The sequence below is a fragment of the Streptomyces sp. NPDC006174 genome, from assembly GCF_040614075.1.
In the GTDB taxonomy this organism is placed as follows: domain Bacteria; phylum Actinomycetota; class Actinomycetes; order Streptomycetales; family Streptomycetaceae; genus Streptomyces.
Genome location: NZ_JBEXTJ010000002.1, coordinates 113,925 through 128,490, shown reverse-complemented (window position 1 = coordinate 128,490; position 14,566 = coordinate 113,925). Strand labels below are relative to the sequence as shown.

General features: G+C 69.1%; 15 protein-coding genes. 9 read left to right on the top strand and 6 right to left on the bottom strand.

Annotated features, from left to right (window positions below; genetic code table 11):
* Positions 1-252: 252 nt before the first annotated feature.
* On the bottom strand, positions 253-2,085 hold the full coding sequence (gene dnaA / locus ABZ267_RS05025; protein WP_356751587.1) for a chromosomal replication initiator protein DnaA: 1,833 nt from the start codon (positions 2,083-2,085) through the stop codon (positions 253-255).
* A 381-nt stretch (positions 2,086-2,466) separates the two neighbouring features.
* On the opposite strand from dnaA, the gene rpmH reads away from it, so the two are divergent.
* The 9 genes from rpmH (at position 2,467) to ABZ267_RS04980 (ending at position 9,354) form a co-directional block, all read left to right on the top strand.
* The gene (gene rpmH, locus ABZ267_RS05020) at positions 2,467-2,604 is read left to right on the top strand and encodes a 50S ribosomal protein L34 (RefSeq protein WP_003967884.1); all 138 of its coding nucleotides are present in this window, start codon (positions 2,467-2,469) and stop codon (positions 2,602-2,604) included.
* 19 nt (positions 2,605-2,623) lie between these two features.
* Positions 2,624-2,995, top strand: a complete 372-nt coding sequence (rnpA, locus tag ABZ267_RS05015; protein WP_078949725.1) for a ribonuclease P protein component — start codon at positions 2,624-2,626, stop codon at positions 2,993-2,995.
* The gene (gene yidD / locus ABZ267_RS05010; protein WP_356751585.1) at positions 2,992-3,339 is read left to right on the top strand and encodes a membrane protein insertion efficiency factor YidD; all 348 of its coding nucleotides are present in this window, start codon (positions 2,992-2,994) and stop codon (positions 3,337-3,339) included. The genes rnpA and yidD overlap by 4 nt, the downstream gene beginning before the upstream one ends.
* 3 nt (positions 3,340-3,342) lie before the next feature.
* Positions 3,343-4,590, top strand: a complete 1,248-nt coding sequence (gene yidC, locus ABZ267_RS05005) for a membrane protein insertase YidC (protein WP_356751583.1) — start codon at positions 3,343-3,345, stop codon at positions 4,588-4,590.
* 14 nt (positions 4,591-4,604) lie between these two features.
* Positions 4,605-5,117 carry a R3H domain-containing nucleic acid-binding protein gene (locus tag ABZ267_RS05000; RefSeq protein WP_356751581.1) on the top strand — a complete coding sequence of 171 codons (513 nt, stop codon included), beginning with the start codon at positions 4,605-4,607 and terminating at the stop codon, positions 5,115-5,117.
* Positions 5,118-5,226: 109 nt separating this feature from the next.
* Positions 5,227-5,943, top strand: a complete 717-nt coding sequence (gene rsmG, locus ABZ267_RS04995) for a 16S rRNA (guanine(527)-N(7))-methyltransferase RsmG (protein ID WP_356751579.1) — start codon at positions 5,227-5,229, stop codon at positions 5,941-5,943.
* A 318-nt stretch (positions 5,944-6,261) separates the two neighbouring features.
* A complete protein-coding gene (locus tag ABZ267_RS04990; RefSeq protein ID WP_356751577.1) occupies positions 6,262-7,338 on the top strand; it encodes an AAA family ATPase in 1,077 nt (358 codons plus the stop codon).
* Complete coding sequence (locus ABZ267_RS04985) at positions 7,335-8,414, top strand: ParB/RepB/Spo0J family partition protein (RefSeq protein ID WP_356751575.1); 1,080 nt, start codon at positions 7,335-7,337, stop codon at positions 8,412-8,414. The genes ABZ267_RS04990 and ABZ267_RS04985 overlap by 4 nt, the downstream gene beginning before the upstream one ends.
* 322 nt (positions 8,415-8,736) lie before the next feature.
* Positions 8,737-9,354: a GNAT family N-acetyltransferase gene (locus tag ABZ267_RS04980; RefSeq protein WP_356751573.1), complete on the top strand. Its 618-nt coding sequence runs from the start codon at positions 8,737-8,739 to the stop codon at positions 9,352-9,354.
* Positions 9,355-9,440: 86 nt separating this feature from the next.
* Here ABZ267_RS04980 and trxA read toward each other — a convergent pair whose 3' ends face one another.
* The 5 genes from trxA to ABZ267_RS04955 all read right to left on the bottom strand — a co-directional run bounded on the left by trxA (position 9,441) and on the right by ABZ267_RS04955 (position 14,460).
* Positions 9,441-9,776 carry a thioredoxin gene (gene trxA / locus ABZ267_RS04975; protein WP_356751571.1) on the bottom strand — a complete coding sequence of 112 codons (336 nt, stop codon included), beginning with the start codon at positions 9,774-9,776 and terminating at the stop codon, positions 9,441-9,443.
* A 44-nt stretch (positions 9,777-9,820) separates the two neighbouring features.
* Positions 9,821-10,792, bottom strand: coding sequence for a thioredoxin-disulfide reductase (gene trxB / locus ABZ267_RS04970; RefSeq protein WP_356751569.1), 972 nt, complete (start codon positions 10,790-10,792; stop codon positions 9,821-9,823).
* Positions 10,793-10,906: 114 nt separating this feature from the next.
* Complete coding sequence (locus ABZ267_RS04965) at positions 10,907-11,893, bottom strand: hypothetical protein (protein ID WP_356751567.1); 987 nt, start codon at positions 11,891-11,893, stop codon at positions 10,907-10,909.
* Positions 11,890-12,606, bottom strand: a complete 717-nt coding sequence (gene sigM, locus ABZ267_RS04960) for an RNA polymerase sigma factor SigM (RefSeq protein WP_356751565.1) — start codon at positions 12,604-12,606, stop codon at positions 11,890-11,892. Before sigM ends, ABZ267_RS04965 begins: the two co-directional genes overlap by 4 nt.
* Positions 12,607-12,720: 114 nt before the next feature.
* The gene (locus ABZ267_RS04955) at positions 12,721-14,460 is read right to left on the bottom strand and encodes a protein kinase family protein (RefSeq protein WP_356751563.1); all 1,740 of its coding nucleotides are present in this window, start codon (positions 14,458-14,460) and stop codon (positions 12,721-12,723) included.
* Positions 14,461-14,566 lie beyond the last annotated feature (106 nt).

The following is a 14,566-nucleotide window of genomic DNA, read 5'->3' as shown; positions in this document are numbered from 1 at the left end:
TGGCCTGATGGAGTATCGGCAGTCGGCCCTGTGGACGCAATATGGACAACTTCCCGGTCCCCAGGCTGTGGACGGAAGAAAGTTCGCACATCTGTGGAGAAGGGCCTCTGAGCAGCCCGTATTCGAACAGTGCCGGGGTGCCGGAGGCCGCTGCGGCGGCTCTCGGCCCTCCTCAGGAACGACGAAAGGCGCCTCGCGCGGACCGTGGGAGGTCGTCGCGAGGCGCCTTATGAGGCTGTGAGGAGCCTTTCGTCAGCCGTTCTTGATGCGGTTGGTGAGCTCGGTGACCTGGTTGTAGATGGAGCGGCGCTCCGCCATCAGCGCCCGGATCTTCCGGTCCGCGTGCATCACCGTCGTATGGTCGCGGCCGCCGAACTGCGCGCCGATCTTCGGCAGCGAGAGATCGGTGAGCTCGCGGCACAGGTACATCGCGATCTGGCGTGCCGTCACCAGGACCCGGCTGCGCGAGGATCCGCAGAGATCCTCCACGGTCAGACCGAAGTAGTCCGCGGTGGCCGCCATGATGGCCGGCGCGGTGATCTCCGGCGCCGACTCCTCGCCACCGGGGATCAGATCCTTCAGCACGATCTCGGTCAGCCCGAGGTCCACCGGCTGCCGGTTGAGCGAGGCGAAGGCCGTCACCCGGATCAGCGCGCCCTCCAGCTCACGGATGTTGCGCGAGATCCGCGAGGCGATGAACTCCAGGACCTCCGGCGGCGCGTTCAGCTGCTCCTGCACCGCCTTCTTACGGAGGATGGCGATCCGGGTCTCCAGCTCGGGCGGCTGGACGTCGGTGGTCAGACCCCACTCGAAGCGGTTGCGCAGCCGGTCCTCCAGCGTCACCAGCTGCTTGGGCGGCCGGTCCGAGGAGAGCACGATCTGCTTGTTCGCGTTGTGCAGCGTATTGAAGGTGTGGAAGAACTCCTCCTGCGTCGACTCCTTGCTCGCCAGGAACTGGATGTCGTCGACGAGAAGGATGTCGACATCGCGGTACCGCTTGCGGAAGGTGTCGCCCTTGCCGTCGCGGATCGAGTTGATGAACTCGTTGGTGAACTCCTCCGAGCTCACGTACCGCACCCGGGTACCCGGGTAGAGGCTCCGCGCGTAGTGCCCGATCGCGTGCAGCAGATGGGTCTTGCCGAGCCCCGACTCCCCGTAGATGAAGAGCGGGTTGTACGCCTTGGCGGGTGCCTCGGCGACGGCCACCGCTGCGGCGTGCGCGAACCGGTTGGAGGCGCCGATGACGAAGGTGTCGAAGAGGTACTTCGGGTTCAGCCGGGCGTGCGGCTCACCGGGGCCCGGCGCGGGCGCCGGCTGGGCGCCCATCGGACCGGGGACCGAGCCGCCGGTGCGGCCGGGGCCGGTGGGGCGGTGCTGCTGGTCGTGCCGGTCACGCTGCTGCTCGTACCCCTGGCGCTCGGGCGGCTGCGAGCGGTAGTCGTGCTGCGGCTGCTGCGGCCGGCCGGTGCCGTACGGCTCGCGCCACTGCTCGGAGGGCTGGTCGCGGTACGACTCGGTCTCGCGGTAGGAGTCGGAGGCGGGCTGCTCGCGGTCCTGGTAGCCGCCGTGGCGCGGCTGCTGCCAGGAGAGGTCCTCCTGGGTGCGCGGCCAGGCGCCCGGCTCGGGCCGCTGCTGCTGGTAGTCGGGGTAGGCCGGGCGGGCCGTCGGCATGCCGTCGTCGGAGGGCCGGTGGCCGTAGCCGTCGTACCCGTCGTCACGGCCGTCGTCGCGGGGCTGGCCCTGGTAGCGGCGGCCCTGCTGACTCTGGTGGGACTGGTGCATCGGCGGCGCCGGCGGGGAAGGCGGTTCGCCCGCGGAGTCGTCGACGGTGATCGCGATCCGGATGGGGCGGCCGCACTCCCGGGTCAGCGTCTCGCTGATGAGCGGTGCGAGGCGGCCTTCGAGGACGCGCTTGCCCCATTCGTTGGGGACGGCCAGGAGTGCGGTGTCCGCGACGAGTGCCAGCGGCTGGCAGCGCTCGATCCACTGCTTGTCCTTCGGCTCGATGCCCTGCTGGCCCTCCCCGAGGAGTTGTTCCAGCACTCGTGGCCACACTGCGGCAAGATCGGCAGGTACGTCAGCCACAAGGCACGCTCTCTCGCATGTCCCACGAATGTGTGGTTCTCGGGACGGGATGGGTCGGGACGGGTGAGGCCCGGCAGTCGGGAAGGAAAAGAACCGGAGTTCAGCCACGGTAGTCAGGCCGGGCCGCGCGGTTCAAGTTGTTGTCCACAGGCTGTGCACAATGAGGGGTCGCGCGGAGCCGGTTTGACCGGATGGCGTAGCCGCGCGTACCGTGACCAGGTCGAGTTGTCGATGGCTGCTGCCGCCTGCCTCCGATGGGCAAAGATCACGATCTGTGATTGTGAAGCGGTGCACTAAGGCGTTTACGCGAGTTCCTCGTGGGCGCACGGTGACAGCCAGGCGATGTCCCGCCAAGACACGAATCATTTCTGGAGCCCCCGAGTGAGCAAGCGCACCTTCCAGCCGAACAACCGCCGTCGCGCCAAGACCCACGGCTTCCGTCTGCGCATGCGTACCCGTGCCGGCCGTGCGATCCTCGCGAACCGCCGCGGCAAGGGCCGCAGCAGCCTGTCCGCCTGATCGCTCACAGGTCCATGACGTGCTGCCTACCGAGAATCGGCTGAGGCGGCGCGAGGACTTCGCGACCGCGGTACGACGAGGACGTCGAGCCGGACGTCCACTGCTCGTCGTCCATCTACGCAGCGGTGAAACGGACCCGCACGTGACGGGGGAGACTCTCCCCGCGCCGCGTGCGGGTTTCGTTGTCAGCAAAGCGGTGGGAGGCGCGGTCGTCCGCACCGCGGTGAAGCGCAGGCTTCGCCATCTGGTCCGCGACCGGCTGGCACTGCTGCCCCCCGGTAGCCTTGTTGTCGTACGAGCGCTGCCCGGTGCGGGCGACGCCGACCATGCACAGCTGGCCCGAGACCTGGATGCCGCCCTTCAGCGGTTGCTGGGAGGGGGCGCGAGATGAAGTACCCGCTGCTTGCCCTCATCAAGCTGTACCAGTGGACGATCAGCCCACTCCTCGGGCCTGTCTGCCGTTACTACCCGTCGTGTTCCCACTATGGATATACGGCTATCGACCGGCACGGTGCGATCAAGGGAACAGCGCTGACCGCCTGGCGCATCCTGCGATGCAATCCGTGGTCACCCGGCGGTGTGGACCATGTCCCGCAACGTAAGCGTCCGCGGTGGCACGAGCTGCTGCGCGGCGGCAAGGGCGGGGAGTCCGCCGCTGATGTGCCGTCCGGGGGGTCGGTCTCCGAACCTCCGAGCCCGGCCACAGAGACCTCGCCCAATGCTCAAGGAGCCTGATTAGTGGACACGATTGCCAGTCTGTTCAGCTTTATCACCACGCCTGTCTCGTGGATCATCGTCCAGTTCCACAAGATCTACGGAGCGCTCTTCGGCGATGACTCCGGGTGGGCCTGGGGCCTGTCCATCGTGTCCCTGGTGGTGCTGATCCGGATCTGCCTGATCCCGCTCTTCGTGAAGCAGATCAAGTCGACCCGCAACATGCAGGTGCTCCAGCCGAAGATGAAGGCGATCCAGGAGCGCTACAAGAACGACAAGCAGCGTCAGTCCGAAGAGATGATGAAGCTGTACAAGGAGACGGGCACCAACCCGCTCTCCTCGTGCCTTCCGATCCTGGCGCAGTCCCCGTTCTTCTTCGCCCTGTACCACGTGCTGTCGTCCATCGCCTCGGGCAAGAAGATCGGCGCGATCGACCAGCAGCTGCTCGACAGCGCGCGTGAGGCGCACATCTTCGGTGCCCCGCTGGCCTCCAAGTTCATGGACAGCGCCGACAAGGTCGCCTCGCTCAACGCGTCCCTGGGTGACGTCCGCGTCGTCACCGCGCTGATGATCGTGCTGATGTCCGCGTCGCAGTTCTTCACCCAGCGCCAGCTGATGACGAAGAACGTCGACCTGACGGTGAAGACCCCGTACATGCAGCAGCAGAAGATGCTGATGTACATCTTCCCCGTCATCTTCGCCGTGATGGGCGTCAACTTCCCCGTCGGTGTCCTCGTCTACTGGCTGACCACGAACGTCTGGACCATGGGTCAGCAGATGTACGTGATCAACCAGAACCCGACGCCGGGCAGCAAGGCGCAGGACGCCTACCTCCAGCGGGTGCTCAAGACTGTGACCTCACGCGGCCAGGTCCGCGGCCGGACGCAGCGCAGGACCGTCAAGGCGATCGTCGCCAAGGGCCCCGACCGCAACGACATCGAGCGCAAGTTCATCACCGGACTGGGCAAGCTGGATCTCGTCGCCCAGGAGGACGGCACCGTCAAGAAGGGCGAGGTCCTTCCCGAGGGAGAGGGCGCCGCGCCCAAGCGCCAGCAGCCCAAGCGCCAGACCAAGGCGAAGCGCCAGACGCACACCACCGCCGGGGCCAAGGACGAGACCGAGGCCGGCTCCAAGACCTCGCTCCAGAAGCAGGACGCACCGCAGGACGACAAGCCGACGTCGGCGGACAGGTCCGCCTCCGGCTCCTCACGCCAAGCCAAGTCCGGACAGCGCAAGGGCCCGCAGCGGCCCAAGCACCCGTCCAAGAAGTAAGAAGGAGTCCACCCGTGACGGAAGGCACCACCTCCGAGGCCGCCGCCGAGGGAAGCGACACTCTGACCCGCCTGGAGCAGGAGGGGGAGATCGCAGCCGACTACCTCGAAGGCCTGCTCGACATCGCCGACCTCGACGGCGACATCGACATGGACGTCGAGGCGGACCGGGCCGCGGTTTCGATCATCAGCGACTCGCCGCGTGAGCTCCAGAAACTGGTCGGGCGCGACGGTGAGGTGCTGGAGGCGCTCCAGGAGCTGACCCGGCTGGCGGTCCACCGGGAGACCGGCGACCGCAGCCGTCTGATGCTGGACATCGGCGGTTTCCGGGCCCAGAAGCGCGAGATCCTCGCCGAGCTGGGTGCCAAGGCCGCCAACGACGTCAAGACCTCGGGTCAGCCGGTCAAGCTGGACCCGATGACGCCGTTCGAGCGGAAGGTCGTGCACGACGCGATCGCCGCAGCCGGTCTCCGGAGCGAGTCGGAGGGCGAGGAGCCGCAGCGCTTCGTCGTCGTTCTCCCGGCCTGACCGGATCCTTGTACTGTCGGCCCCGTCTGTTCGCAGGCGGGGCCGATCTTTGTCAGCCTGATAGTCAGCCACCCACAGTGCGCTAGTGCGGTACGGAAGGACGGTCCCCGTGACGGACGCTGCAGAGCTCCCCCAGGCACCTGAAGAGGCGCAGGCGGTGTTCGGAGAGCTCTTCCCGGAGGCTGTCCGGTACGCGGAGCTCCTGGCCGATGCCGGGGTGAAGCGGGGTCTGATCGGGCCGCGCGAGGTGCCGCGGCTGTGGGAGCGGCACCTGCTGAACTGTGCGGTGCTTTCCGAGGTGGTGCCGGAAGGCGTCACGGTCTGCGATGTGGGTTCGGGCGCCGGCCTGCCCGGTATCCCGCTGGCCCTGGTCCGTCCCGATCTCAAGATCACGCTGCTGGAGCCGCTGCTCCGCCGGACGAACTTCCTCCAGGAGGTCGTCGAACTGCTCGGCCTGGACCATGTGACGGTGGTGCGCGGGAGGGCCGAGGAGGTCCTGGGGACGCTCCAGCCTGTCCATGTGGTGACCGCTCGCGCCGTGGCACCGCTGGACCGGCTGGCCGGCTGGGGTGTGCCTCTGCTGCGTCCTTACGGCGAGATGCTCGCACTGAAGGGCGATACCGCCGAGGAGGAGATCACCGGTGCCAGGGCGGCTCTGAGCAAGCTCGGTGTGGTGGAGACCGAGGTGCTCCAGGTCGGTGAGGGCCTGGTCGATCCGCTGTCCACGGTGGTGCGTGTGGTGGTGGGCGAGAGTCCGGGCGGTGTGAGGTTCGCCGCAAAGAGGGCCAAGGCCGCGCGAGTGGGACGCACCCGGCGACGCCGCTGAGGACTGTCGGCCGACGTACGTACGGGCCGGTCGAAGACTGGTCCGGAATGGGCTCTTGCAGGCGATCTCTGCCGACTAGCAGGGAAAAGCCGGGAAAGCGGCCATCCGTAACCCCTGCGGAGTGTCGTGGCCTGGTAGTTGCGACGCGGGGGCATCGTGTTTCACGTGAAACGTCGCTCTCTGCTGCAGGGAATCATCGGCCGCGGTCGTGCGGCTGCCACACCGCGCGACCGGAAGCCCGTACGGGTTACCGAGTTGTCCACACGCCCGGATTCATCCACAGATCAGCGGGCCTCGCTGGTTCACGACCCCGAAAGCATGGCAGGCTCTGCTCATTGCGAGCCTGAAGTCGAGGAGAGTGAACCGTTGCGGTCCGACGCCAACATCGCGGGACCGATGACCGATCCGGTCCCCGGTCCCCGAACCGAGTCCGTGGGGGAGGATGTTTCACGTGAAACACCGCCGCCGATGGACGACACACCCATCGGTCGCGCCGCCCAGCTGGCCGTCGAGGCCCTCGGCCGCGCCGGTGAGGGGCTGCCTCGCCCGGACCGCACACGCGTCATCGTGGTGGCCAACCAGAAGGGCGGGGTCGGTAAGACGACCACGACGGTCAACCTCGCTGCCTCGCTGGCCTTGCACGGTGCGCGGGTCCTGGTGGTCGACCTCGACCCGCAGGGCAATGCCTCCACGGCGCTGGGGATCGACCACCACTCCGATGTCCCCTCGATCTATGACGTCCTGGTGGAGAGCCGTCCGCTCTCCGAGGTGGTCCAGCCCGTTCCGGACGTCGAAGGTCTCTTCTGCGCTCCCGCCACGATCGATCTCGCCGGTGCGGAGATCGAGCTCGTGTCGCTGGTGGCGCGGGAGAGCCGGCTGCAGCGGGCCATCCAGGCGTACGAGCAGCCGCTGGACTACATCCTCATCGACTGCCCTCCCTCCCTCGGCTTGCTCACGGTGAACGCGATGGTGGCCGGGGCGGAGGTACTGATCCCCATCCAGTGCGAGTACTACGCGCTGGAGGGCTTGGGCCAGCTGCTGCGGAACGTCGACCTGGTGCGGGGCCACCTGAACCCCGATCTGCATGTCTCCACGATCCTGTTGACCATGTACGACGGCAGGACCAGGCTCGCCTCCCAGGTCGCCGAGGAGGTCCGTACGCACTTCGGCAAGGAAGTGCTGCGGACGAGCATCCCGCGGTCCGTACGTATCTCCGAGGCGCCGAGTTACGGGCAGACCGTGCTGACCTACGACCCGGGGTCCAGCGGCTCGCTCTCCTACCTCGAAGCCGCCCGGGAGATCGCTCTGCGGGGTGTCGGGGTGCACTACGAGGCCCAGCACACCCACGCCAGCATTCAGAACAGCCAGCAGAACGTTTCGGAGGGCATTCAGTGAGTGAGCGACGTAGAGGGCTGGGACGTGGGCTCGGTGCGCTGATCCCCGCCGCTCCGCAGGAGAAGCAGGTGCCGGGGCCCGGAGGCGGTTCCGCCTCCGGTGGGGGGCCGGTTCTGACGGCGGAGCGAGGGGTGGCGGCCGCGAAGGTGACCGCGCTGCCCTCGTCCCCGGTGGTACCGGAGCCGGCGTCCGCGCCGGACCAGGAGTCGGGGACGTCCGGTGCGTACTTCGCCGAGCTGCCCATCGGCACGATCATGCCGAACCCCCGCCAGCCCCGTGAGGTCTTCGACGAGGACGCGCTGGCCGAGCTGGTCACCTCCATCAAGGAGGTGGGACTTCTCCAGCCGGTCGTCGTACGCAAGGTGGGAACGGACCGCTACGAGCTCATCATGGGCGAGCGCCGTCTGCGCGCCTCCCGTGAAGCGGGCCTGGAGCGGATTCCGACCATCGTCCGCGACACGGACGACGAGAAGCTCCTCCTGGACGCACTGCTGGAGAACCTCCACCGGGCTCAGCTGAACCCGCTGGAGGAGGCTGCCGCGTACGACCAGCTCCTCAAGGACTTCAAGTGCACCCATGACCAGCTGGCCGACCGGATCGGCCGCTCCCGGCCCCAGGTGTCCAACACGCTGCGGCTCCTGCGGCTCTCGCCGCCGGTGCAGCGGCGGGTGGCCGCGGGTGTTCTCTCGGCCGGTCACGCCAGGGCCCTGCTGTCGGTGGACGACTCCGAGGAGCAGGACCGGCTGGCCCACCGCATCGTTGCGGAAGGGCTTTCGGTTCGCGCGGTCGAGGAGATCGTGACGCTCATGGGCTCCCGTCCCATGAGCTCGCCCAAGCCCAAAGGACCCCGGGCCGGTGCGCGGCTCTCCCCCGCCCTGTCCGACTTGGCGACCCGGCTCTCCGACCGCTTCGAGACCCGGGTGAAGGTCGACCTGGGCCAGAAGAAGGGGAAGATCACCGTCGAGTTCGCCTCGATGGAGGATCTGGACCGGATTCTCGGCTCTCTCGCCCCGGGCGAGGGAAAGGTGCTGGAGCGCCGTCTCGCCGAGGCGCCCGACGAGGACGACGAGAGCTGAGGCCTGGGGCTTCCGCTCGTCCGTAGGACCGCGTGAAGGGCGGGCCGCGTTCCGGTACTCACCGGAACACGGCCCGCCCTTTGCCCTTTCCCGGTATCCGCATCACCTCTGGGTGGATACGATGCGATCTGGGATGGCGCATCCACGGTGATCGACCTCGGAGGAGGGCGGGGACCTTGCGAACAGTGAGCCGCAGCCGGCTGGTGACGGTCGGGCTGGGCCTGGGAGCCGTCGGGGGATTCGTCGGCAGCCTGTTCCATGAACGGAACGCGCTGGCGGCCGCACGTGATGCGGCGGGCGAGAGAAGTGAGGATTCGCCGCCATGGGGCGTCGGCTTGTACCGCTCACCTTGGACAACCTTCAGGATCTCCCCGAGCGCTGCCGCGCGTGCGTCTTCTGGGAGCTTGACCCGGTCAGCGGGGAAGCCGCGGTAAAGGCCGGCGAGCCGGAGCTGGAGAAGGAGGCGTGGATCTCCGCGGTTCTCCTGGAGTGGGGCTCCTGCGGCCGGGTGGTCTATGTGGACGATGTCCCGGCGGGCTTCGTCCTCTACGCGCCGCACGCCTATGTCCCGCGCTCGACAGCTTTTCCCACCAGCCCTGTCTCCCCGGACGCCGTTCAGCTCATCACCGGTCTGGTCGTTCCGGGGTATGAGGGCCAGGGGCTCGGTCGCGTCATGGTGCAGACGGTGGCCAAGGACGTGCTCCGCCGGGGTTTCAAGGCGATCGAGGCGTTCGGGGACACCGGGACGGAGCAGTTCGGCTGCGTGCTCCCGGCGGACCATCTGCTGGCGGTCGGCTTCAAGACCGTGCGGCCTCATCCCCGGTATCCGCGGCTGAGGCTGGAGCTGCGGACGACGCTCTCCTGGAGGGAGGACGTCGAGATGGCGCTCGACCGGCTCCTGGGAGCGGTGCAGAAGGAACCGGTGCTGCGGCCGCTCTGATCCGAACCCGGCGATACGGAAACGGGCCCACCCCGGTGCGGGGGTGGGCCCGTTTCACGTGAAACATCGCGCCGGGGCGCGCGTGGTTACTTGGCGGTGATGAAGCCTTCGAGGTCGCGGAGGATCGCGGCCTTCGGCTTGGCGCCGACGATGGTCTTGGCGACCTCGCCGCCCTGGTAGACGTTGAGCGTCGGGATGGACATCACGCCGTACTTGGCGGCGGTGGCCGGGTTCTCGTCGATGTTGAGCTTGACGATCTCGATCTGGTCGCCGTGCTCCGCCGCGATCGCCTCCAGGGAGGGGGCGATCTGACGGCACGGACCGCACCAGGCAGCCCAGAAGTCCACCAGGACGGGCTTCTCGCTCTTGAGGACGACATCGTCGAAGGTGTCGTCGGTAACGTGCTTCAGGTCGCCGGCCACGGCGGCCTCCTTGGTCTCTCGGGGTGGGCGTGCGGTAGGGCAGTTCAGACGGCCGGGGTCTTTTCCGGCTCGGCGGGCTCCGCGTCGGCCAGCGCGGCGAGGAAGCGCTCGGCGTCCAGAGCCGCCGAGCAGCCGGTGCCGGCTGCGGTGATGGCCTGCCGGTAGGTGTGGTCGACCACGTCACCGGCGCCGAAGACACCGGTCAGGTTGGTGCGGGTGGAGGGCGCCTCGACCTGCAGGTACCCCTCGTCGTCGAGCTCGAGCTGGCCCTTGAAGAGCTCGGTGCGCGGGTCGTGGCCGACGGCGATGAAGAGGCCGGTCACGGAAAGCTCGGAGAGCTCGCCGGTCTTGGTGTTCCGCAGGGTCAGACCCGACAGCTTCTGCTCGCCCTTGACCTCGGCGACCTCGCTGTCCCAGGCGAACTTGATCTTCGGGTCAGCGAAGGCCCGGTCCTGCATCGCCTTGGAGGCACGCAGGGTGTCGCGGCGATGGACGATCGTGACGGACTTGGCGAAGCGGGAGAGGAAGGTCGCCTCCTCCATCGCCGTGTCACCGCCGCCGACCACGGCGATGTCGTGGTCCTTGAAGAAGAAGCCGTCGCAGGTGGCGCACCAGGAGACACCGCGGCCGGAGAGAGCGTCCTCGTTGGGCAGGCCGAGCTTGCGGTGCTGGGAGCCGGTGGTGACGATGACGGCCTTGGCGCGGTGCACGGTGCCCGCCGTGTCGGTGACCGTCTTGATATCGCCGGTGAGGTCGACCGCGACGACATCGTCGGGAACCAGTTCGGCGCCGAAGCGCTCGGCCTGGGCTCGCATGTTGTCCATGAGCTCGGGGCCCATGATGCCGTCCTGGAAGCCGGGGAAGTTCTCCACGTCGGTGGTGTTCATCAGCGCGCCGCCGGCCGTGACCGCGCCCTCGAAGACCAGGGGGCTCAGTGAGGCACGGGCGGTGTAGAGCGCGGCGGTGTACCCGGCCGGTCCGGAGCCGATGATGATCACATTACGGACGTCGCTCACGGGTTTCTTCCTCGTCTCTGCAGACTGCCTACTGCCTACGGGGTCGGTTCAACGACTCTCACCCCACCCAACGGATCCTACGGGTGATGCATTCCCGACGTGCCGTAGTGGTCCTCAGGGGTGGTCGTACGTCTCCGTCAGCAGCAGCCGACCGGTCGACCCGGGAGCGGTGTCCACGCAGTCGGAGGCGACGACATAGGCCTGCACACGGGTCGGGTCGCTCGGGTGCGGAAGGACGACGAGGAAGGTGTCCGTCCCCTGATACGTCCCCTCGTCGAGCGCGAGGGCCGGTGTGGTGCGACCGGTGGCCTGCTGCACGCACGGCGGAACCACGGCGGCAGGCGCGAGGAGCGGGCTCCTGGAGGCCTGGGTGCCGGGCGACTCCGCCTCCGGCTCCATCTGTTCGTCCGCGCTCGGCGACCGCTTCTGCCCGGTGAAGTCCTCCGCACCCACTCCGCCCGCCAGGAGGTCCTGGACCTTGGTCTCCAGCGTGTCCTGGGAGTAGGCGTGGGCCCCGCTCTCGGAGGCGCTGACGGCCCGGTCGGCCGATGCGCCGGCGGAGTCGGAGGAGGACGACAGGTTCTGCAGGAGGAAGACGCTCATGCCGATGATCGCGGCGCCGCATGCGGTGCCCAGGAACACCGCACGCCGACGGCGTCGGGCCCGGGTGCGCCCGGGTCCGGTCGAGCCCTGAGGGTGGCCCGCCGGGCGGGCCGGGGAGGAGCCGGTGCGGGGCGTCACGGACGACGGTCCACCGGTCTCCGCGCTCGATGTTTCACGTGAAACATCGTCAGCGCGTGAAACAGCGGCGGCCCGGAAGGTGTCGGCCGCATCATCGGCGGAGGCGTCGGCCGTACGGGCCTCGGCGGCGAGCGCCGCGTCGATGCGGGCGACGATGTCTTCGGGCATCGGCTCGGGTTCAGGCAGGTCGCCGAGCAGTCCGCGGATCTCCTCCAGGGAGTCCAGTACCTCCGCACACAGCTCGCACGCGGCGAGGTGGCCGCGGATCTCCTCCGCGCGGGAAGGCGGCAGCAGCCCCTCGGTGAGGTCGGAGATCTCGGAGACCTCCGGGTGCTGAGCCGTGTCGGTCGTGGATGTCACGGGCGTCCACCTCCTCCCTTCGCAGCGGCCGGGTCGTTCGCTTCCGTGTCCTTCGGTCCTGACGCAGGTGGGACGGATGGACCGGGCGTCCGGTTCCTTCCGGTGACGCGGGTCTCCCCGTCGGGGTTCTCGGCTCCGGGGCCGCCGCGCAGGTGCCGGACCAGAGGGGCCAGTCTCGCCCGGCCCCGGGCGCACCGGCTCTTCACGGTGCCGGTCGGTACGTCGAGGATGCCGGCGGCCTCGGCCACCGGGTAGCCCTGCATGTCGACCAGGACGAGGGCCGCTCGCTGTTCCACGGGGAGGGTGGCCAGGGCGGCGATGAGCTGGCGGTGCAGGTCCTGCCGCTCGGCGGGCGCCTCGGCCGACTCGTGCGGTTCCAGGAGCTGGTCGAGCCGCTCCGCGTCGTCCACCGGTGACGTCTTGCGGGAGGCGGCCTTACGGACCCGGTCGAGGCAGGCGTTGACGGTGATGCGGTGCAGCCAGGTCGTGACGGCGGACTGGCCGCGGAAGGTGTGGGCGGCCCGGAAGGCGGAGACGAGAGCGTCCTGGACGGCGTCGGCCGCCTCTTCCCTGTCCCCGAGGGTGCGCAGCGCCACGGCCCACAGCCGGTCGCGGTGGCGGCGTACGAGCTCACCGAAGGCGTCGGGGTCGCCCGCCACATGGCCGGCGAGCAGGTCCGCGTCGCTCGGTGCCTCTGGTGGAACGGAATCCACCGCGCTCCCCCTCCGAACCGGATCCGATGTCGTGTGCCACATTATCGGGCCGCGCGCCGGATGATCAGGGCCGGTGCGGAGTCTCCACACCGGCTCCCGATCAGGCACTCCGGATCAGCCGAGGACGGAGATGTCCGCGATCCCGCCGCGGTAGCCGCCGGTGTCGTCCGCGGGCAGCTCCGTGACGTGGATCAGGATGTAGCGCGTCCGGACGGGCTTCTCCAGCTCCTCCTTCAGCGTCTCGCCCGCGACCTTCTTCTCGACGATCCGTTGCGGGAAGTCCGCGGAGGAGGACGGTGACGAGGCGTCCGGCCCCGCGCCGAACACCGCCGTCGTCTGGCCGGTGCGGTACATGTCCACCTCGATGGAGCGGACGTCCTGGACCTTTCCCAGGTCGACGATGATCCCGCTGCCCTGTTGGCGCTGGGGCAGGTTGCCGAAGTTGGCGGAGCCCCGGTAGCGAGGGGTGACCCAGGCCGTGGAGGAGTCGTCGTCGATGGCGTTCGGTACGTCGCCCGGCTGGAGCCCCGAACCGTCGGGCGTGAACTCGGTGGCGTCCACGATGGTCAGTGGCTTGGGCGGGGCGGGGGCCGGCTTCTCGTCGTCGGTCGGCTGGGTGACGCCGGGGTCGTCGGAGCTCTTGCGCTGGTCGAGCAGGATCTCCGCGAGCTGCCAGCTGCCGAGGCCGAGCGCGGCGATGAGCAGGGCCGAGACGCTCCACTTGAGTACCCGTCCGGTACGGCTCTGGAGAGGGGCCGGAGGGGCTGCCAGCACCGGCTGGGTCACGGACGGGGGATGGCTGGACGGCCTTCCGTAGGTGCCCTGCTGATAGGTCGTCTGATAGACGGGCTGCTGGTAGACGGGCTGGGCGGCGAACGTGGGCTCCGGTGGCCGGACGCGCGGCATGGCCGCGACGGCCTTGGCCAGCTCGTCCGGGGTCGTGCAGGGCGGTTCCTGCCGGGAGGCGGTGGCCCCGTCGTTGGCCAGCGCGCGCATGGCGAGCTCGGAGAGGCCGCGGTGGACGCCGGCACGGACCTGGTCCGGAGCGATGAGCCCCATGCCCTTGGGCAGTCCGGAGAGACCGTACGCGTCGCTCTCGTACGGCCAGCGCTTGGTCAGCGCCGCGTACAGGAGTGCGCCGATCGCCTCGGTGTCCTGGCGCAGCGGGCGCTCGGAGGTGATGCCGCGCAGGGCGGCGTTCACCGCGAGACCGCGGATCCGGTACTGGCCGGTGGAGCTGCGCAGTACGGCGCCGGGCGTGAGCCGAAGGTGCGTCAGGCCTTCGCGGTGGGCGGCGGCCATCGCATGGGAGAGCTGGCTGACGAGCTGGTAGGCGTCGTGCGCTTCCATCGGTCCGGCGGCCAGCAGAGCGGTGAGCTCGACGGCGTCCGGGAGCCATTCGTGGACGACGTAGACGAGGTCGTCCTCCTCGACGGCGTCGAGGACCTGGACGAAGCGGGGGTCGCCGAGCAGGGCGGACGACCGGGCCGCGGCCAGCACGGAACGGGCCCGAGGGTGGTTGGCGGGCAGCAGGTGAACGCCGACCGCACGGCGCAGTTTCTCGTCGACCGCCCGCCAGCTGCTGAAGCCGTCGAGACGGGTGACGCACTCCTCCAGGCGGTAGCGCTCGGCCAGTTTGTGGCCGCTGTGTACGTCGGGGGTCGCCGGAACGGCCTCGGAACGTGCCCGCCCGCCGTCCTGGCCCTCGGGGCTTCCGGGCTTCTCGGGGCTCGCGCCCTCGGTCTCCTCGGCCTGTGTCGTTCCGTCGTTCGTCGCCTCGTCCGCCTTGGCGGCCGGCGGCTCGTTGCCGCCGTTGTCGGCCACGTCGACGGCAGCCGTGCTACGTTCCGCCACCGTCGTTCCTGCCTCCCCATCCGTTGCGCGAAGCCGGCCAGCTCGCCACAGTCACGCCAATTGTGCCCACACTCCGGCGCTATCCACGACACGCGGAGTCCGGCGA

Excerpts from the sequence above, each read along its gene's own strand:
- ABZ267_RS04980 (WP_356751573.1), top strand. The coding sequence starts at position 8,737 with ATGGGGCGTCGGCTTGTACCGCTCACCTTGGACAACCTTCAGGATCTC.
- yidD (WP_356751585.1), top strand. The coding sequence starts at position 2,992 with ATGAAGTACCCGCTGCTTGCCCTCATCAAGCTGTACCAGTGGACGATC.
- ABZ267_RS04990 (WP_356751577.1), top strand. The coding sequence starts at position 6,262 with ATGGCAGGCTCTGCTCATTGCGAGCCTGAAGTCGAGGAGAGTGAACCG.